This is a genomic window from Levilactobacillus sp. LN180102 (assembly GCF_050106635.1).
Classification (GTDB): domain Bacteria; phylum Bacillota; class Bacilli; order Lactobacillales; family Lactobacillaceae; genus Levilactobacillus; species Levilactobacillus brevis.
Genome location: NZ_JBNIIX010000007.1, coordinates 20,036 through 39,952 on the forward strand (window position 1 = coordinate 20,036; position 19,917 = coordinate 39,952).

Sequence of the window (19,917 nt, forward strand, 5' to 3'; positions counted from 1 at the left end):
AATAGACTTCCCAAGAATCTTAACGATTCCTGGGAAGTCTATTTGCGTTACCTTTCAAATTCATGGGGGTTATTTACGTTTGCTAGGTACTTCTTGATAGTGGTCTTGGTGATTGACGTAACGTGCTAGAGCAAATAAGTAATCGGATAAGCGATTGAGGTACGTCATGATGGCTGGTTCCAATGTCTGTTCCGTATTGAGCGCCACTGCCGAACGTTCTGCCCGCCGTGCCACTGTCCGGGCGTACTGTAATCGTGCGCCAGCTGCCGAGCCACCAGGTAAGATGAACTCTTTTAGCTCTGGGGTTGCCGCCATGTATTCATCAATCTTACCCTCTAGCCATTCGGTGTCAGCGGGCACCATAGTCTGGTGTCGTTTCACACTAATATCAGCCTGCAATTCATAGAGCTTGCGTTGAATATCACTCAATTCTTCTGCAATCGCCGTTTGCGTGGGTTGTAAGCTCGCTACAACCACACCAAGATAAGACTGCAATTCATCGATATCGCCGAGCGTCACGATTTGAGCGTCCGTCTTCGCCACCATCTTGCCACTAATTTGTTTGGTCATCCCTTGATCACCGACCCGGGTATAAATCTTCATACTACCAGCCACCTTCTTTAGTTAAGTGTCTTTATCATACCTGATTCTGACAAAAACGTCATTTGTTTTTAAAATTATTTATAGGCAAAACCCCTACAACCAGTTGGTTATAGGGGCCTCATCAATTTAAAATATTAGTTGTCAATGTCAGTTTTAACGGATCGGGCAAGCACCACTCTCACAGTCAGATTGATCCACTAATTCAATGTCCTTTTGATCATGATTCCCAGTCATTGCCGCAAACTTCTCCGCCACGTCAGCAGTAATTTCTTGGCATTTAGCGTCATAAGTTGCTGCATCAATTGGTTCCTTAGGTGCTTGCTTGAAATCAGCACCACTATAAGGTAATAGTGACGTTGACTTAATCGTATGCCGATATTGTAACAACAAGTCGCTAATATCTTGGCCCTCTTCGGGTTGGAACGTTACCGTACAACTAACTGCATTATCAGACCAATATGTCTGTAAGAACGCCTGCGTTGCAAACTGTTCCGCCATGGACACCTCACCGGCCGAAGCAAAGGCCGGTTCATCTGCATGGGCCGCTTTAACTGGAAATTCAACACACATCGTATTTTGACTGTAAACATCGGGTTCAACTTTATACCCACTAGCCTTCAAAGCCGGTAGCAACGGATCACTATCTTGGAACCGAATTCGCTGAATCAGGTACCGGGCGTAGTGGAAGTGCATCCCTTCGGAAACACCTGCAAGCTTGGCCACCGTCCCAGATGGCTTCACCGTTGTGTGCTTAATCGATGGTTGACAGCCAAGGGTGTCAGAGTAATCCTGATCCGCTTTAACAACCGCTTGGTAAAGCGCATTGAAACGATTAACCGCCGCTTGATTATAGATAGGTTGCATAAAAGTCTTACCCGTTTCGGCGTCATGCTTAGCTTCAAAGCCCGTCACAACCCGTTGCTTAAAGGTCTTTAAAATCCAATCTTGAATACCAGACATAGAGACCCCAATCCGCCGATTCTTTTGAATAGCCTTACGAGAGACCTCCCAATCGTAATGGCTAAAAGTAACCCGTTTGGTATACCGGGCGCCCAAGCCAAAGGCGTCTTCCAACTGCCAGCCCTGTTCTTCGGCCACACTCGGAAAGACTTCAAACAGGTTGCAAGGCTCACCATTACTTAACGAAATTTCACCACAAGGATTGGTGCCTTCAACAGCCTCATCGATACCTTCTTGGCGACCATCAATTAAGCGCCCGTAGTTACGTGACAATCCCAGATTGACAATACCAGGCTCGCCATTGTGTTGAATAGAGTCCGCAATCGGCGCATAGTCCGTGAAGTCACTGTCAACGGCCACACTGTTATTAGACGCCCACCGGTGATGGTATAGCTGGTCCTTATCCTGCTTCATCGTAATGAACGCATCATCTTCGGCGCCGCCTAAGGCCAATTCTGCCGAACGGCGAACGTTACCAGCAACCACCGTTTTACCAATCATATTCCCCATATCGGTACAGTCCACAGCGGTTAATTGCCGACCAACGGCATTATTTAAAATCTGATTAATATCAAACAACATTTCAACTAAAGGCATTGGACCAGAAGCGGTGCCACCGAACCCATGAATGGGTGCGTTCTTCGGCCGAATATCGCTAATGTCTAAGACAACCTTTGTCTTTTTCTCAGGATTCGTTGAATTGAAGTGGGCATCCATCATGTTGGCATTGGCTAAGACCCAACCTTCGCGGGTGTCTGGGAGCCGATAGAAGCGCACGTCAGCTAAGGAATTGTCATGCATCCATTCGGACCGGTTTACCGCCCCCAAGGCGACAGAGTCCGCGTAAGACGCACTCTCAGGGTCAATAACGATAGTTAAATCAACGGTCTGATCCACAACTGGCATTTGGTGCACGTTATTTGGCGTCACGGAAAAGCCAACGCCGCCGCCCTTCATCAATTGATCAAACATGAAGGAGAACGGCATGGAAACCGCCACCTGATCTTGTGTCAGGTAGCTCGGCAGGATATGGCTGTCACCATACGCTTGCGGCCGAACGGCGATGAACCAGCAGTTATTTAAGGCATCCCCATTGCGGTGTTGATAATCTGTCCCTGAAATCCACAAGTTCCGACCAGAAGGGGTGGCAGCTAAGCCATAAATCAACCGGAATAGGTTCTGGGCTTCAGTGGTTAATTCAGTCAAGACCTCTGGAGTCACTGTATCAGCCTGTAACCGGGGGTCCAAATTAATATTTCCCTCAACGACCCGCTTCACTGTTTCCGGCCATTCTTCATTACGTTGTTGCTCCGGTAACCACCGGGCATAGGTTCGTTTGTAAGTCACCCAACCCAATTCACCCCAATGTGGCGTAATTTCCTTTTCAGTTGCTGCGATAAATTCTGGCGTCAAGCTCACGGACGCTTGGGTTGCTGTGTTCATCATGCGAATCTCTCCCGTTCTTCAAGACTATGCTATATATGGTAGCCGATTCCTGATTAAAATACAATATATAGTTATTTCAAATTGTCCCTAGACTTTTTTATGAGACCCGCTAATAACAAATTCTCCTCAAAATGCAACTGATTTTGACTGGGCAGTTAATTGTAATTGGACAGATTCTTCCATCCGTTATGAGCCACGACCCACAGCATCCAGCAACATTGAACACCTTAGGTAGTAAATGAACTTGGACGGACGCAATTTAGCTATAAAAATATCGTGCTCGTTTTAAAAAAATAAATCATCTGCGGATTAACAGTTGTATAGTCAGTGACCACCCCCTATATCTTGGGGCAGTCGTCGTAAATCAAAAATCGCCACAAGCTGGTGATATTGCCAACCCGTGGCAGTTACTTTTGCAACGCTTGATCTTTTGAATATCCAGCGTTGATTTATCCAACTAAAAAAGATGATCATTATAGTCATCTACCGGTTTTCATCTTGTCTATCTTTAATCAGTTGTGCCAGTGTCGCCAGATCCTCATCACTTGCTATCTTAATAGAACGCTTTGCCGTAGCTTTATAGCTAATATAGCGCCGCTGCTCTCTATGATTCTCGGCCCACTTCCTACTGGCTTTCAGTTGTGTTTCATTGGTCTTCTTTTCTGTCATATTAACCACCACAGTAGTAACCCAATCACTGCAAACCCTAGTAAGGACTCCCAGAACTCCCATCTGGTTGTCCGACGTACACTTATCGTGATATGTTTCTTATCTACCAGCTTCATGCTAATATCTCCCAATATATCTAGTTGTATGTATGAACAAGCGTAAGACTCATTGCAATCAAGTGTATCTTAATCGTTACACTCACTTGTGTGGGCTTTTTTATTTTAAAGTGTCTCAAGGTTGAGCTGGTCACATGAACCACCTTGCTAAACAAAAGATGGTGTCCGGTCGGACGATCACCGTATGTCCGTGAGTCTAGACACGATATATTGCATCCCATTGCCTCCCGTGCTATTCTATATATATAAAAAGTGAGGACTGATTGCGACAGCCCCCACAAGTTCGCAAGTTCAGGTGCGGTAAAAATGGATAAAGCTACTTCTTAATTGAAGTGGCTTTTTTGTATATCAGATATGCCTTTGCTAGATCAATCGCTAATTTACCAATTGCCCTAAGCATAACCGATACCCCTAACAGCATCGCCGTTATGGTCCACCTTTCCGCGTGGCTGATACGTGCAATACTCTCACCCCCGCTTATTCAGGTTGAGAAGGTGTAGCGTCGCACTAACTTGCTAAGCCTCGCTTCGGGTAATTACTCCGTTGCTTAACTGTATGCCCATTGTATGCCAGATGACTTATAACATAAAGGCTTTTATTGAAGATCCTTTACCCAGTCAATGAATCAGAACACCTATACGTAATCACAAGTTTAAACGCCCAACAGTACAGAAATCGCAATATACAACAAACACAATGCGACAATTAACCCTAAGATACCTATTATCATTCTCATCAGTCCCCTTTGCCTTAACTTAAGGACTATCGTGCCCCGCTTAATTATAGTGAACGTTATCACAACGATTATCAAGAAAATTATGATATCCATAGTCACTAACACAAAAACGACACCCTTCCCAACTAGGAAAGGGTGTCGTTTTTGCGTTAATTCTCATAAACTAATCGGTTCTAGTTACTTTCCCGTGCTCTCCCGGAGCATGAGTTCCGTTCCAACCGTCACCAATTGTGGGGTTTTCCGGCCACTTTGAATTCGATTCTCGACCAGATCCACTGCCGTTGCTCCCAACAGCTCCGTATGCACATGCACACTGCTGAGCTCTGGGAACACATACTTTGCAATGGTTGTGTCATTGAAGCTAAACAAGTTCACCCGACCCGGGACATCTAAACCGTTCTCATGTAAGGCTTTCAACGCCCCCGCAGCCATCGGGTCATTGCTAACGAAGAACGCTGACGGGAGATCATCGCCGAGTTGGGCAATGGCCGTTTGCATCTCCTGATAACCCGAATGATTGGTGTAGTCGCCCGCAAAGACCAACTTAGGATCAAAGGCCTGCCGGGCTTCCATTTCCTGCCGAAAGGCTTTGTACCGGGGATCGATGACCTCCAATTGGCCATCCGTCGTCCATTCCGTACCATACAACAGGCCAATTTGTTTTTGCCCCCGTTGCATGAAGAACTCAATGACCTGGTTGACCGCAAAGCGGAAATCGGTGACCACACTGTCAAATCCATGGCAGAGTTGGTCCTGATCCACAAACACCAGGTTCGGCGTCAATTGCGCCATCGTCGTCACCTGTTGATTGCTGAACTTACCAATGGCAATAATGGCATCCACATCGTCCTCAATCGCCTTGAGGTCATTTTGAAACGTCTGCGACACCTGAAACCGCTGCGCCTCACACCGTTTCTCCAAGCCCATCCGAATCGACATGTAGTACAAGTCATCCAGCTCTTTGGTCTTAGAATACCATTGGACGATGGCAATCTTTAACGGCTTCGTAGACACGAGTGCGTGGCGTTTGAGCTTGGTATAGTTCAGTTCCTCGGCAACCTCAAAAATCTGTTTTCGCGTCGACTCGCTCACTGACAAGGTTCGATCATAGTTTAAGACCCGTGAGACTGTCGCTAGGGACACACCCACTGCACTCGCAATATCCTTTAACGTCGCTGCGATTACCATCACCTCCTAACATCTATGTTGCTTAAATCTGAGCAATGAATTTATCTAACGCTGCTTGACCAGCAGGTGTCCGCTTAAAGACCCCGGCGTCAGCCAAGACACGTGCAAAGACATTGCCAATCGCTTCATGCACAATCGCGGTGACATTCTCAGCCGTTACGTGATTGGTCTGTTTCAAGTCATCAGCCCAAGCCTGATGCATCGCTGCCATCTGGTTCGGTTGATCTAACAAATACTTTTCCACTTCGGCCATTTCCGTCTTCAAGCGGGCTGGTAAAATCGCCCGTCCCATGACTTCGATCAGTCCGATATTTTCCTTTTTGATATGCTGAACGTCTTGATGCGGATGGAAGATTCCATCCGGATAAGTGGTGGACGTCTGGTTATCCCGCAGAACCAAGTCAAGCACGTAATCGTCGCCCTGACGGTAAGCAATTGGGGTAATCGTATGGTGCCGCGTACCGTCCGTGTAGGCCCGCACATCCACCTGCTCATCAGAATAATCAATCCAACTGTTAAGCACTTTGGTTGCTGCCGTAATCAGTGGTTCTGGTTGGCTTCCAGTTAACCGAATATCTGTCATCGGCCACTGAACAACCCCCGCCGTCACACCGGCAATCCCTAAATCAATCGACCGATCAATTGGCGCTTTCATCATCGGGAAGGTATGTTTTCCCCCCTGATAATGATCGTGCGTCAACATGGACCCGCCAACGATTGGCAAATCCGCGTTGCTACCAACAAAATAAGTTGGTAACTGACGCACAATTTCCAATAAGTTCGTAAAGGTATGTTGATTAATCACCATTGGTCGATGAATCTGCGATAAGAAAATCGCGTGCTCAGAGAAGTAAGCGTATGGCGAATATTGAAATCCCCACGTCTCACCGCCGAGCATCATCCGAACAATCCGGTGATTGCTACGGGCTGGGTAACCTAATCGACCCAAATAGCCTTCGTTTGTCATACACAACTGATCTAACGGGTAGCTAGTCTTCTTCTGGGTAAGCGCTGCCGCAATCGCCTTCGGGTCTTTTTCTGGTTTGGACAAGTTAATTGTAATTTCCAATTCACCAGCCGGTGTTTTAGCCGGAAAGACCACGTTCTTTGCAATATTACGGGTCTTAATATAGTTATTGACCTGGCTGAGTTGATAGAACCAATCGGTAGCCGCGCCAGGACTTTGTTGATACCGATCCCAGAATCCACGATTCAACGCGGATGGTAGTGGCGTCATCAAATCCATCAATTGCGCCTCTAAGATGTCCTTAGGACTAGGTGCATCTTCAATTTGACCGTGGTCAATGGCCGCTTGGACTAACGCATTAACCAAATCAATCGGTTCATTTGCCGTAGCAGTTGGTACGGAACCCTCGCCAATCAAGGCTAGAATCCGATTCGTCACGTACTGCCGATCCAGCTCCGTATAAGGCGCTGGCGAGGAAACAATGTGATCAATGAATGTTTGAATGGTATCTTGGGTCATGCGTTACTTCTCCTCGTTCCGATCGTTATAGCCAGCTGGATGCGTTTGCTTCCAGTTCCAAGCCGTCCGAATAATATCTTCTACATTATCAAACCGGGGTTGCCAGTTCAATGTCTTGCGGGCCTTATCACTAGCCGCAATCAACGTGCTGGGATCACCAGCCCGGCGTGGCGCCATCTTTGCTGGGATTTCCTTACCGGTAACTTTACGAGCGGCTTCCAGCATTTCCTTGTTAGAAAAGCCCGTGGAAGACCCCAAGTTAAAGGCATCACTGTCATGACCAGCCTTAAGATATTCCAGCGCTAAAATATGGGCGTCAGCCAAATCAACGACGTGGACGTAATCCCGGACGTTGGTACCATCCTTAGTTGGATAATCATCACCGAAGATGGCTAATTGATCTCGTTCGCCAGCAGCGACTTCCAAGATGATAGGTACCAAGTGGGTTTCGGGATGGTGATCTTCACCAATGCTCCCGTCTTCTTTGGCCCCAGCCACGTTGAAGTACCGCAGAGCAACGAATTTAATCCCGTAGGCTTCATCAGACCAACGCATGATCTTTTCCATCATCAGCTTGCTTTCACCATATGGATTGGTTGGCACTTGCGGATCCGTTTCTTTAATGGGAATCTGCTTGGGTTCACCATACGTTGCCGCCGTTGAAGAGAAGACAATTTTTTTAACGTTGTGCTTGTTCATAACTTCCAGCAAGGAAACCATCCCGGCCGTATTGTTGTCAAAGTACTTCAACGGTTTCTTCATAGATTCAGGAACCACGGAGAATGCGGCAAAGTGAATAACCCCTTCAATGTCTTCCTTATCAAAGACACCGTCTAGAAAGGCTTGATCCCGCACATCACCTTCGTAGAACCGAGCTTTCGCATTAACTGCGGCCCGGTGACCCGTTACCAAGTTATCGACAACGGCCACATCATAACCCTTTTCTACTAAACGATCGACGGCGTGAGAACCAATATAACCGGCACCACCTAAGACTAAAACTGTCATTGATCAATTCCTCCTCTTATGTTTAATTCTCTAAATTTATTTTACACTAATCAATCGGCCTAACGCCAACCAATCCTTACTTTTATAATTCAGCAGGACCGTCAGCAATCTCGGCCACGTAGAATTCAGCCGGGTGACCAATGGTGTCTTCGTAGGTCTTGCCAACCTGTGCTTCAAAATCAGCCACGTTGTCTTTCTTCACAATGGCAATGGCACAGCCACCGAAGCCAGCTCCCGTCATCCGAGCGCCTAAGACACCAGGTTGTTGCCAAGCTGTTTCAACTAACGTGTCTAATTCCTTCCCGGTAACGGCAAAGTCGTAGTTGAGCGAAATGTGAGAGGCGTTAACCAAGTGACCGAAGCGTTGCAGATCATTCTTTTGCAGTGCGTCAAAGGCCTTCAAGGTCCGTTGATTCTCAAAGACAGCGTGGCGCGCCCGCTTGATCAGTACGTCATCATTAATCAGATAAGCATTCTCATCAAATTCGTCTTCGTTCAGGTCACCTAATGTCTTAATAGCCAACTTCGTTTGGAGCCGGCGTAAGGCTTCTTCACATTGAGCCCGCCGTTCATTGTACTTGGAGTCAGTAAGTTCTCGGCGCTTCTTGGTATTCATAATAACCACCACATAATCGCCAAGAGCTAGTGGTGCGTACTCGTAATCCATCGTGTTGGTATCTAGCAAGATGGCTTGGTCTTTCTTGCCCATGCCGATTGCAAATTGATCCATGATTCCCGTATTCAACCCGAAGTAATCATTTTCAACCTGTTGGCCAACTTTAACCATTTCGACTTCATCAAGCTTCATGCCATAAGCGGCGTGAAGAATTTCGCCCATCAACATTTCCATTGAAGCGGACGAAGATAAGCCAGAAGCATCTGGTAAGTTACCGTGGACGAATAAATCAAACCCATGGTCGATGGTCAAGTCTTGCTTCGCCAGCTCGAATAGCATCCCTTTCAGGTAGTTCGCCCAGTTATCGGCTTTATCAAAGGCCAAGTTATCCAGTGAGAAGGTTAAGACCCCGGCGTCTGGTACATTGGCCGAGTACACGCGGAATTGCTTGTCATCACGTGCTGAGTAAGCGGCGTAAGTTCCCATACTGATGGCAGCGGGGAATACATGCCCACCATTGAAATCGGTATATTCACCGATTAAGTTAATCCGACCAGGTGAGAAGAACACCCGTTGTGGGGCGACATCAAATTTTTCTTGGTATTCTGTTGCTAAGCTGGCGAAATCCATGGCAATTAGCTCCTTAATAAAATTTTTAGTAAAGTTTTACTCGTAATCATCATAGTCGCTTTATGCGACCGTGTCAATTAAATATAAAACGTTTTCATTAGCGTCATTAACAACAATAGGGCCAAGGCGTTTTCCACCCTAGCCCCATTAAATTTGTTTCTAATTCTGTTTTTCAGCTTCTTGTGCTTCAAGTTTCTTTTCCAATTCAGTGACAATTTGTGCGTGACGCTTTTCAGATAATGAAATCTTGAAGTAGTAGATTAAAGCAGCCAGGATCAATGAAGCGATTGGCATGTAGAACATGAAGGAATGGAAAATGAACAAGCCATGAGCAGAAATATCACTTGGCTTAGCGTTCCCAGTCATACCAGAGTTAACCGCAGCAAGCACTACAATCCCCATGGAAAAAGCACCGGCTAGTTTATCAATCAGCGGACGAACCGCTAAGGTGACGGATTCATTCCGCACCCCATTCTTCCATTGACCATATTCCACACTATCTGTGATCGTCATTAAGGCGGCTAAGAAAATCATTGGGTATGGGAAGAAGAAGACAGCATCGGCAACTAAGGTCATCACCACACTGGTTCCCGCAAAGATGAATAACAGGTAACCCACAAGCATCATGATAATGCCGCCAACGTAGATACCTTTACGGGTAATTGCTTTAACCAAGACTGGGAACAGAGGAACCGAAATAATGCCAAGAACGGTTGTAATTCCCCCAACCATAGAGTATTTGGTGGCTGCCCCTAAAACATATTGGAAATTATAAAGCAGCAGAGAGTTCGTCACAACGTATCCCAAAGCAAACAGAAGATAGGATAGTGCTAACCACATTAACTGGTCATTTTCTCCCAGCACCTTAAAGACATCCCGTAGTCTCGTTTTTTCCGTATTTTCCCGAATCAGGCTGGTATTTTCCTTGGTTCCTGCGACTGTTGCCCAGGCCCCTAAGAAGGAAAGCAAGGCAATGAAGATGGCAAAGCCCAGCCATCCGGCACGGGTTTCGGTTCCATTATGCGTCCCCGAGAACTTTTGAGAGAAGAAAAGCACCATTGGCATAATGATAATGGCAACCCCTTGGGCCCCAATCGTTGAGCCGAACCGGCCAATCGTTCCAAACTTGTTCCGCACTTTAGAATCCACACTCAATGCCGGGAGCATGGACCAAAATGCAATATCTTTAAACGAATAGAAGATATCCAAAATAACAAAGATAATAGCAAAAAGAATAAAGTAAAGTGTCGTGTTGCTATCTGCTAATCCAAATAAACTCGTAAAGATGGCGATTAATCCCAGAGAACTTACGATAGCCCCACCTAAAATCCAAGGCTTAAACTTCCCCATCTTGGTGTCCGTATTATCAACAATCCCACCAATCATCGGATCAAACGCGATTTCGACTAAACGGATAACAACAACCATTGTGGTAACGATACTGGCTAATTTTGCGTCAGTTCCCGCTCCTTTACCAACAAATAAGACACTGGTAACAAACATGGCGAAATACGTACTTAACGTTGCATAAAAGGCATCATGTCCCAATGCCCCAGCGGCGTATGATAAATATTGCTTAACCATTATTTTTATTCACACCTTTCAAAAAGTAGTTCCTAGTGATAACGCCGTTCAATAATCTTCGAGAGCACATCTTCTCGTTGCTGTGAACGGGCCATATCGAATTGCGTTTCTTCAAGATTATTGAAATCTTGTGCCAACAAGGTTGCTTCCAAGTACAAGGTCAATTGCCGCTTGATATACAGCTTATTTTCCTCATCTGGACGTTGCGCGTTACCACCCAACACCGCGGCCGCAAACTCTGCCGGATCCAACATCATTTTGTCATTTTTCTTAGCCATCTGAAACACCCCTTATCTGTTTTCAACATTTATCTAAGGTTAGTAAAACGTTTAGTATTGTTTTACTATATGTAAGCGCTTTACAGTAGCCATCATAAGGTTATTTCGTTAAATAAGCAACCACTTAATTTGTGTAAGATTACACTATAAATAGTAATACAGACTGAAATACCGGTATTGCAACCGGTTGTATTTTACTAAGTAAAAATTTAGTAAATCAATAAATAAATTTGTAAAAAGGGAACGGCCATAAAAAATCTACGGCCGTTCCCTTTTTATATTTATCGCTTAAATCGACGCGACATATTGCTTTAACGCACTTTCATACGTTGCTAGCCGCTGTTGTGCGGCGGCATCAGTCTCATCACTAGTCCCAATATAGAATTTCACTTTAGGTTCCGTTCCTGAGGGCCGAATACAAATCCAAGTTCCATCACTTAACCAGTATTTCAAAACATTTGACTGTGGCAGATCAATCGAACTGGTCGTTCCGTCTGCCAATGTTTTGACACTCGTTGAGAAGTCTTCAACGGCCTCAATTTGATTGCCGGCAAAGGCAGTCGGGGCGTTTTCCCGGAATTCACTCATTAAGTGGGCCATTTGGTCCGCACCGTCAACACCAGGGAATTCCTCAAACGTGGTCTTTTCCGCAAAGTAACCATAAGTTGCGTAAAGTTCTTCGATCCCATCATACAGGGTCATTCCCCGTTGTTTGTAGTCTGCTGCTACTTCTGCCAACAGAACCGTTGATTGAATGGCATCCTTATCCCGAACAAAGGGCTTAATCAGATAGCCGTAGCTTTCTTCAAACCCAAAGAGGAAGGTATGGTCATGCGCCGTTTCATACTGATGAATCTGCTCGGCAATAAACTTAAAACCAGTCAAGACGTTCTTCATCTCAACACCATAAGCGGCGGCAATCTTAGTGGCCAATTCGGTCGATACGATCGACTTCACTACCCGACCATCGCTTGGCAACTGCCCCGCTTGCTTGCGGGCCTTCAAAATGTAGGCCAACAGAATGGAGGCAATCTGGTTCCCCGTTAGTAACTGATAATCACCATTTGGCTGGCGAACTGCGGCACCTAATCGATCGGCATCTGGGTCGGTGGCGACTAATAGGTCAGCCCCCTCTTTTTTACCAAGCGCGATCGCCATATCAAACGCTTGTGAGAATTCAGGATTCGGGAATGGCACCGTTGGAAATTCAGGATCGGCAATGGCTTGTTCGGGAACCATCGTAAAGTTCTCAAATCCGGCCCCCCGGAGTGCCCGTTCGCCGATAACCTTCCCTGTGCCGTGAAGTGGTGTGTAGATCAGCTTCATTGTTTTACCGACACTGCGGATTAATTCAGAATTAATCGTCACACTTTCAACGTTCTGCAAATAAGGTTGGTCGACATCTTCGCCAATAATGCGTAACAATTTGTTGGACCGTAGTTGCGTCTCATCAGCTACGTCAATGGCAAAGACGTCTTTAGCCGAACGGACAAAATCGGTAATCATATCGGATGCTTTCGGTGGCATCTGACCGCCATCCGGGCCGTAAATTTTAAACCCATTATATTGCTTGGGGTTGTGGCTCGCGGTAATCATAATGCCCATGGCCGTCTGTAAATGGCGAACCGCAAAGGACAACTCTGGCGTTGGTCGCATATCGTCAAACACATAGCTTGGAATATGGTGCGCACCCAAGACGTGCGCGGCTTCGTGGGCAAATTCGCGGGAGTGGTAGCGAGAGTCAAAGCTAATGGCAACACCCTGTTGTTTCGTCGCATCATCGAGCGTGTCCAGATACCGGGCCACACCTTCAGTTGCTTGGCGCACCGTGTAGACATTCATTTGCCCAATGCCGGGGCCCATCACACCACGCATTCCGGCGGTTCCAAAGCTCATGGGTGCAGTAAATGCAGCCTGCTTAGCGGCATCGTCTGTAGTGATCGCATCTAGTTCTTGCTTGATGTAAGGAATCAGGTCAGGTTGTTGGGCCCACACCTGGTAATTTTCTTGCCAACTCATATCTAATCTCTCCTCTTAGACTTACTTACGCGTATATTGATAACTAATTGTATGTTCCACTGGTTGGTTAGCCGGCAGAACCACATCGCCGAAATCAGCATGGTGAATCGCGTCAGGTAACGTTTGTGCTTCCATTGCTAAGGCATTGTAATCCCGAACATCGGCCCGTGCATCATCGGTTGGGTTGGCGGTAAAGACCACTAACCCATTGCGATCAGAATAAATGGAAACTTCCCGGTGTCCCGTGGTATCCCCGATTGTCGCAATTGGGGTGTCCTTGCTAGGTTCTACGACAAAGGCATCGTCATATTCAACTTGGCCCATTTGGTGAAGTTGATCCAACCCATCCTTAACCGTTCGTGGCTGACTAAAGTCGTAACCCGTCCCGGCCGTTGGCACCATCTCACCAGTCGGAATCTTCGCTTGATCCAAGACCAACCGCTTGTCGCCACTTAGTTTAACCCACTGCTGGTCTAAATCGTGTTGATCATCAGTCACATTAAAGTAGGTGTGAATCGTTGGGTTGAAGAGTGTTGCCGCATCACTTTGAGCATCGAAGGTGATGTCTAAGCGATTTTCTTCCGTCAGCGTGTACGTAATCGTCGTCTCCAAGTTACCCGGATAACGGTCATCGGCCGGCGTTGACGTGTGCGTTAACACCACGCTAGCGGTATCGGCAGTCTGATTGGTCGTCGCATCCCAGTTCACAAAGGTGAAACCATGAGGACCACCATGACTCGCATTTGGTTCTTCATTGGCTTCCAAATGTACCGTCTGACCGTCTAACTCAAATTGAGCGCCGGCAATCCGACCCGCAACACGACCTAAGGCTTGGCATAAGTAATACGGATTGTGGTCATAGCCTGCTAAATCAGGCTTATTCACAATCAGTGAATGACGCTTGCCATCCTCCACCACACTAAATTCTTGCAGCGTAGCACCCCAGGTTAGAACCGCAACCTGCGTCCCTTGTTGATTCGTTAACACATATTTTGAGACATCCTGCTGGTTCAACGTACCAGCCGCACTCTTCGTAATTTCCATCAAAGTACACCTCCAAAAAATAAAGAATCCGGTTTCATTGTAACCTAACCGGGGGTTGAGTACCAAATTTTTTACTAAAATTCGCCTAATTATTTTACGTCGAACAATTAAAAGCCACTTTACGATTAACCTTATTTGAGTTTAGACGAAGGTGTTTACTCCGTAAAATTAAATCAATACCATTATAATATAATTTAGGAATTCAATATATTCTATATGGGAATATTAAATATTCTCTATTTGCTATTTGCCCCTAGACTTATCATTTGATAATCCGCTATACTCACGTTATTCGCTCACATATGCACAAACAACTTCAAGGAGGCCCACTTATGTCAACAACGACTGCTGCTGAAAAATTACTATTGCAAATGGTGGATGATTATACGCAAAAAGAGATTGCGCCCCAAGATATGCCGATGGACGCGGCTGGTGACTTTCCCGCCGGTTTCATGGAAAAGTTGACAGCGACCGGCTTCTTAGGACTCATGTTACCGCAAGAATTTGGCGGCGCTGGCTTTGGCCCTGAAATTACGGCAACGGTGTTGAACCACATTGCCCGCGGAAACGCCAGCACAGCAGTGACCCTTGAAGGTCATTTCAAAACTATTGATCAACTCTTAAAGTATGGTACACCAGCTTTACAACAACAATTACTACCAACGGCTACCGACCGGATTTTTGCCTTTTCCATGACCGAAGCTAGTGGTGGTTCTAATCCAATGAGTATTAGTTCAACGGCCACTCGTGAAGGAAATCACTGGGTACTCAATGGCGATAAAATTATGATTACGAATGGTGGTCTGGCTGAGGTTTACTGTGTTTTGGTCAAAACCGCCCCAACAGAGCTTTCCGTCTTTGTAGTCGATCAAGACATGCCCGGCTTTTCTTTTGGTAAACGCGAGGACTTTATCGGTTTACGGGGAACGCCAGTCGGCGAAATCGTCATGGACCATATCGTTGTCGATGACGACCACCTCCTCGGAAATCTCGGTGACGGTGGCCTCATCGGTGACTCTGCTCATGACGACGCTCGGGTATTAATGGGTGCCGTGCTCACCGGTATTATGGAACACGAATTAAAGATTGCAACCGATTATGCTAAAGAACGTAAGGCCGGCGATCAACCACTAACGGCCCTTCAAGTTACCCAACGCAAAGTTGCCGACATGGCAATCCGCAAGGAAACCACCAAATTGATCTACCAACAGGCGGCCCATCTCAAAGCGCTTGGTCAACCCTACAGTGAACTCGCCGCTATGGCTAAAGCTCATGGTTCTCGTGCCGCAGTTAGTGCTGGCGATGATGCCCTTCAAATTCTAGCCGGCTATGGCTACAGCCGTGAATATCCAGTTGAACACCTGATCCGTGATGCCCGCGCACTAGAGATAGCGGAAGGAACCGTTGAGAAAATGCGTTCAGCTATTGCCCTCGCCGAATTTAACCACTAGGAGGTTCTCATGAAAATTATCGTTTGTCTAAAACAAGTTCCGGAAACCAATAACGTGACGATTGACCCCATCACACATAACCTTGATCGTCGTGGGCTGGCCGGTGTCATGAATCCATTTGATAAACATGCCATTGAGCTTGCCTTGTCATTAAAAGATACCGCCGACACTGACGTCACTATTACGTTACTCACGATGGGGCCCGATGATTACGCGGATTCACTCCACGAAGGCCTCGCCATGGGCGCTGACGAAGGGGTTTTACTTTCCGATCGCGCTTTTGCAGGTGCCGATACACTTGCTACCGGTTATGTTTTGGCTCAGGCCATTAAAAAAATTGGTAACGCCGACTTGATTCTATTCGGTCGCCAAGCCGTTGACGCTGATACTGGACAGGTCGGTCCGATTGTCGCCGAGTTCCTCCACCAGCCACAGATCACTTACGCTGCCAACTTACGTTTAAGTGGCCCCAATGAAGTCACGGCTGAACGCTTACTGGAAGACACCAAACAAACGCTAGTCGCTCAATTACCCGCTGTAGTCAGTGTCCGCAGTGAGTTGAACACGCCACGTTACCCCACCCCGCGGCAAATTCAACTTAGCTTCGCCAAACCCCTGACTGTCTGGCATCACGATGATTTAGAGCTGGACGACCAACGCCTCGGCCAAGTTGGTTCACCCACAATCGTCACGAAAGTCTATGCGCCGGCACCCGTTAAGCGCGAACTAACGCCATTAACCGGAACACCACGCGAAGCCGCCAGTCAACTGATTACGGCCCTAAAAGACCGTCAGCTCATTTAAGGAGGAAATCGGTATGTCACAACCAGAACTATGGGTCATTTCAGAGCGTCGTTTAGCCCACATCGAACCAACTACACAGCAACTGATTACTAAGGCCAAATCAATCGCCGGCACCACTTTTAAAGTGGTCACGATCCTGCTAGAAGCACCGACTGACCATTTGGAAGACGAGCTGACTCCGTACGCCCCAGATGAAATTCGGATCGCGCGCGATGAACGCTTCCCAACTGCTACCGATGCGGAGCAAGCCGATGCACTGGCCCAACTCGTTACTGCTTATCACCCCAACACGATTTTATTTGGGGCTACGATTACCGGCCGTTCCATTGCCCCACGACTTCAAGCAAAATTGCAAACAGGACTGACTGCCGACTGTTTGGACCTACGCTTTGACGAAGACACCCTCGTTGCCACCAAGCCCTCATACGGTGACAATATTATGTGTGAAATCATTTGTCCTGACCGTCGCCCACAGATGGCTAGCGTTCGGCCCAATACCTTTGTTGCCCACCCGGCAACGGGCACCCCAACGCTGACAGCCGTTACGGTCACCTTCCATCCAGTGGAACGACTACAAATCACGGCAACGACACCAGTCGTCAATACCGCTACTACGGTGAGCGATGCCAGTCGGGTAATTGCGCTGGGTCGTGGTGCTGCAAGTGAAACCACCATCACAACTGCCACTCAATTAGCTGAAAAACTGGGCGGGCGGATTGGGGTCTCGCGGCCACTAACCGACCAGAAACGGTTCACCCATGACGACCAGATCGGCCAAAGCGGCAATACCATTCATCCCGAACTTATCTTAAACTTCGGGATTAGCGGTGCAGTTCAGTACCTCGTGGGCATGCAAACGGCACAGACCATCGTCGCAGTCAATGCCGATGAACACGCCCCGATCTTTGACGTCGCCGACTACGGCTATGTTGGCGACGCGCCAGCATTTATGACAGCCTTGTTAGAACAATTTAACTAGGAATCAATCGCAATTATCAAAAATCTCGACAGTAAAGAACGGATAGACAGTTAAGTTGTCTACCCGCTCTTTTTATTCTGTCATGGTCACAATAATCTTGCCATGTGCTTTACCCAAACGTGAGTAAGTCAGGGCGGCCGCAATTTCCGTTAACGGATAGATCCGATCAATAACGGGGACCAGCTTGTTCTGCTCAACTAGTGTGGTTAGTTCGGCTAGCTGTTGACCACTGGGCTGCATAAATAAGAACCGGTAGCTGACGCCCGAGACCTTTTCCAATTGGGTCAATCGTCGCGTTGCTAGCCGCAACACCCCTCGTTTCCACAATGGCAGACCATACGTCTGAGCAAATCGACCATTGGGACGACCACTGACGCTAACGATAATCCCACCCGGCTTGACAACTCGAAAAGCCCGTTCTAAAGTATTTCCACCTAACATATCAAACACGGCATCATAGTCTTTGAGGACCGTTGCAAAATCTGTACGATGATAGTCAATGACTTCATCTGCTCCCAATGATTGGACAAACGCGGTATTGGCAGCACTTGTCGTGGTTGCTACATACGCGCCCAACTGCTTAGCTAACTGAATAGCCACAGTCCCAACACCACCAGACCCAGCCTGAATGAGAACCTTTTTCCCAGGACGAAGAGCCATCAAATCATGTAAGGCTTGGTAGCTCGTTAAACCTACTAGTGGCAGGGCTGCTGCTTGTTCATAACTTAGATTAGTCGGCATTAGTGCAATGTCACCAGTGTCCACCGCTAAATAGTCTGCGAACGTTCCAATTCGGTCCTTTTGCGGACGACCATACACCGCATCTCCCACTTGAAACGCAGTCACCTGACGCCCCACAGCAATCACATCGCCAGCAAAGTCACTACCCAAAATAAGTGGCATCCGGTAGCGGAGTAGTAATCGCAGGTCTCCTGCCATCGTTTTGGTATCAATTGGATTAACGCTGGCCGCCCTAATCTTAACGAGAACATCATGGGGGTGGATTACGGGTTGGGGAACCAACCGAATCTCCGGGTCAACTTGGTGGTAGTGGTCAATGACGGCAGCACGCATTTTATCTGTCATTTTTATGCTCCTAACGGTTTATTATTTTAAACGATAATGATGGCATCGTAAACTATTGGTTCAAAATTGTCAACGAATGAATTCTATAGTTTCAGAGTTGACAGTAACATTCCATCGTGGTTTAATGGTTTAAAATAATCAACAAAGAAGATGACTATCGATGTCCGACTTAACTAAATTAAAGCATGAATTTGAAAAATCCAGTGACTTTTTGGTGGCACTAGGCGACCAGAAGCGTCAAGCCATCATCCTCGCCTTGCTCGACAAGCAAGTGGTTCACCGGGGATTACGGGTCAGTGAATTAACCGACGTTACGGGGTTATCCCGTCCAGCAGTGTCGCATCATCTTAAACTACTGCGAAATGTTGCCCTGATCGATTACCGGCGAGACGGCACCAAAAATTACTACTACCTCACACATCGCACGAAGCGTATCCAACAACTACAAACGCTACTCACCCACGTCACCACCGTTATGGAGGAAAACGAGCAATTATGAAAAAAATCTTGATTGTCTTAACCAACGTTACCCACTATGCGCACACCACTGATGCCACCGGCTTGTGGTTAGGCGAAGCCACCGAATTTGTAGAAACCGTCCAAGCTGCTGGATACCAGGTCGACTATGTCAGCCCTCAAGGTGGCTTCGTTCCCTTAGATCCACGCAGCATGCGCTATACCGATGAAGCCAATCTCACTCTCTATGAAAGTACTGATTTTCAGCAACGAGCCTTAACCCATTCTCTACGGCCACAAGACGTGCAGGCCAGTGATTACGCCGCCATTTACTACACCGGAGGACACGGCGTGATGTGGGATTTCCCTGAAAATACTGACCTCCAGACGCTGTCACTCGCAATTCTTCAACAAGGTGGCTTTGTCACCAGCGTTTGTCACGGAATCGCCGGATTACTTAATATTCAAGATCGGCCCGGTCACTACCTCATTGCTAACCGCCGGATTACCGGGTTAACCACAGCCGAAGAAATCCTTGCGGGCAAGAAAAAAGTGGTGCCCTTTCTCAACCAAACTGTCGCCACGAACCACGGCGCGCACTTCGTTCACAAGCGCGCCTACAAATCATTTGCGATCCAAGACGGCCAGTTGATTACAGGCCAGAACCCCTTCTCAGCTAAAACCGTTGCTCAGCGCTTACTGACTAATTTAAAATAATCTCATAGCAAAAACCACGACACACCAATTTCTAATGTGTC

General features: G+C 47.1%; 17 protein-coding genes. 5 read left to right on the top strand and 12 right to left on the bottom strand.

From position 1 onward, the window contains the following. Nucleotides 1-69: 69 nt before the first annotated feature. The 11 genes from ACP4IT_RS05660 to ACP4IT_RS05710 form a co-directional block, all read right to left on the bottom strand. The gene (locus ACP4IT_RS05660) at nt 70-603 is read right to left on the bottom strand and encodes a cob(I)yrinic acid a,c-diamide adenosyltransferase (RefSeq protein ID WP_011668578.1); all 534 of its coding nucleotides are present in this window, start codon (nt 601-603) and stop codon (nt 70-72) included. 153 nt (nt 604-756) lie between these two features. Further along, the gene (gene nrdJ / locus ACP4IT_RS05665; protein WP_011668579.1) at nt 757-3,006 is read right to left on the bottom strand and encodes a ribonucleoside-triphosphate reductase, adenosylcobalamin-dependent; all 2,250 of its coding nucleotides are present in this window, start codon (nt 3,004-3,006) and stop codon (nt 757-759) included. A 486-nt stretch (nt 3,007-3,492) separates the two neighbouring features. Then, nucleotides 3,493-3,678: a hypothetical protein gene (locus tag ACP4IT_RS05670; protein ID WP_011668580.1), complete on the bottom strand. Its 186-nt coding sequence runs from the start codon at nt 3,676-3,678 to the stop codon at nt 3,493-3,495. A gap of 1,029 nt (nt 3,679-4,707) precedes the next feature. Then, complete coding sequence (locus ACP4IT_RS05675) at nt 4,708-5,718, bottom strand: LacI family DNA-binding transcriptional regulator (RefSeq protein ID WP_011668582.1); 1,011 nt, start codon at nt 5,716-5,718, stop codon at nt 4,708-4,710. Nucleotides 5,719-5,740: 22 nt separating this feature from the next. Continuing rightward, on the bottom strand, nt 5,741-7,204 hold the full coding sequence (locus ACP4IT_RS05680; protein WP_011668583.1) for a UDP-glucose--hexose-1-phosphate uridylyltransferase: 1,464 nt from the start codon (nt 7,202-7,204) through the stop codon (nt 5,741-5,743). Nucleotides 7,205-7,207: 3 nt separating this feature from the next. Further along, nucleotides 7,208-8,212 carry a UDP-glucose 4-epimerase GalE gene (galE, locus tag ACP4IT_RS05685; protein WP_011668584.1) on the bottom strand — a complete coding sequence of 335 codons (1,005 nt, stop codon included), beginning with the start codon at nt 8,210-8,212 and terminating at the stop codon, nt 7,208-7,210. 82 nt (nt 8,213-8,294) lie between these two features. Then, nucleotides 8,295-9,458, bottom strand: coding sequence for a galactokinase (locus ACP4IT_RS05690; RefSeq protein ID WP_086231690.1), 1,164 nt, complete (start codon nt 9,456-9,458; stop codon nt 8,295-8,297). Nucleotides 9,459-9,617: 159 nt separating this feature from the next. Further along, nucleotides 9,618-11,042 carry a glycoside-pentoside-hexuronide (GPH):cation symporter gene (locus ACP4IT_RS05695; protein ID WP_156646277.1) on the bottom strand — a complete coding sequence of 475 codons (1,425 nt, stop codon included), beginning with the start codon at nt 11,040-11,042 and terminating at the stop codon, nt 9,618-9,620. Between the two features lie 32 nt (nt 11,043-11,074). Next, complete coding sequence (locus ACP4IT_RS05700) at nt 11,075-11,320, bottom strand: hypothetical protein (protein WP_011668587.1); 246 nt, start codon at nt 11,318-11,320, stop codon at nt 11,075-11,077. 288 nt (nt 11,321-11,608) lie between these two features. Further along, nucleotides 11,609-13,339: a phospho-sugar mutase gene (locus ACP4IT_RS05705; RefSeq protein WP_156646276.1), complete on the bottom strand. Its 1,731-nt coding sequence runs from the start codon at nt 13,337-13,339 to the stop codon at nt 11,609-11,611. A 21-nt stretch (nt 13,340-13,360) separates the two neighbouring features. Next, on the bottom strand, nt 13,361-14,383 hold the full coding sequence (locus ACP4IT_RS05710; RefSeq protein ID WP_156646274.1) for an aldose epimerase family protein: 1,023 nt from the start codon (nt 14,381-14,383) through the stop codon (nt 13,361-13,363). Nucleotides 14,384-14,715: 332 nt separating this feature from the next. Between ACP4IT_RS05710 and ACP4IT_RS05715 the strand changes: the two genes are divergently transcribed. The 3 genes from ACP4IT_RS05715 to ACP4IT_RS05725 are packed head-to-tail and all read left to right on the top strand — an operon-like array spanning nt 14,716 to nt 17,617. Beyond that, nucleotides 14,716-15,834, top strand: coding sequence for an acyl-CoA dehydrogenase family protein (locus tag ACP4IT_RS05715; RefSeq protein ID WP_156646271.1), 1,119 nt, complete (start codon nt 14,716-14,718; stop codon nt 15,832-15,834). A 9-nt stretch (nt 15,835-15,843) separates the two neighbouring features. Continuing rightward, a complete protein-coding gene (locus ACP4IT_RS05720) occupies nt 15,844-16,638 on the top strand; it encodes an electron transfer flavoprotein subunit beta/FixA family protein (RefSeq protein ID WP_011668591.1) in 795 nt (264 codons plus the stop codon). Between the two features lie 13 nt (nt 16,639-16,651). Continuing rightward, a complete protein-coding gene (locus ACP4IT_RS05725; RefSeq protein WP_011668592.1) occupies nt 16,652-17,617 on the top strand; it encodes an electron transfer flavoprotein subunit alpha/FixB family protein in 966 nt (321 codons plus the stop codon). A gap of 72 nt (nt 17,618-17,689) precedes the next feature. On the opposite strand, the gene ACP4IT_RS05730 is transcribed toward ACP4IT_RS05725, so the two are convergent. After that, the gene (locus tag ACP4IT_RS05730) at nt 17,690-18,703 is read right to left on the bottom strand and encodes an NADP-dependent oxidoreductase (RefSeq protein ID WP_024855451.1); all 1,014 of its coding nucleotides are present in this window, start codon (nt 18,701-18,703) and stop codon (nt 17,690-17,692) included. 160 nt (nt 18,704-18,863) lie between these two features. On the opposite strand from ACP4IT_RS05730, the gene ACP4IT_RS05735 reads away from it, so the two are divergent. Together ACP4IT_RS05735 and ACP4IT_RS05740 are read left to right on the top strand one after the other, a co-directional pair. Beyond that, the gene (locus ACP4IT_RS05735) at nt 18,864-19,202 is read left to right on the top strand and encodes an ArsR/SmtB family transcription factor (RefSeq protein WP_011668594.1); all 339 of its coding nucleotides are present in this window, start codon (nt 18,864-18,866) and stop codon (nt 19,200-19,202) included. After that, the gene (locus ACP4IT_RS05740; RefSeq protein ID WP_426855275.1) at nt 19,199-19,876 is read left to right on the top strand and encodes a type 1 glutamine amidotransferase domain-containing protein; all 678 of its coding nucleotides are present in this window, start codon (nt 19,199-19,201) and stop codon (nt 19,874-19,876) included. The genes ACP4IT_RS05735 and ACP4IT_RS05740 overlap by 4 nt, the downstream gene beginning before the upstream one ends. Nucleotides 19,877-19,917 lie beyond the last annotated feature (41 nt).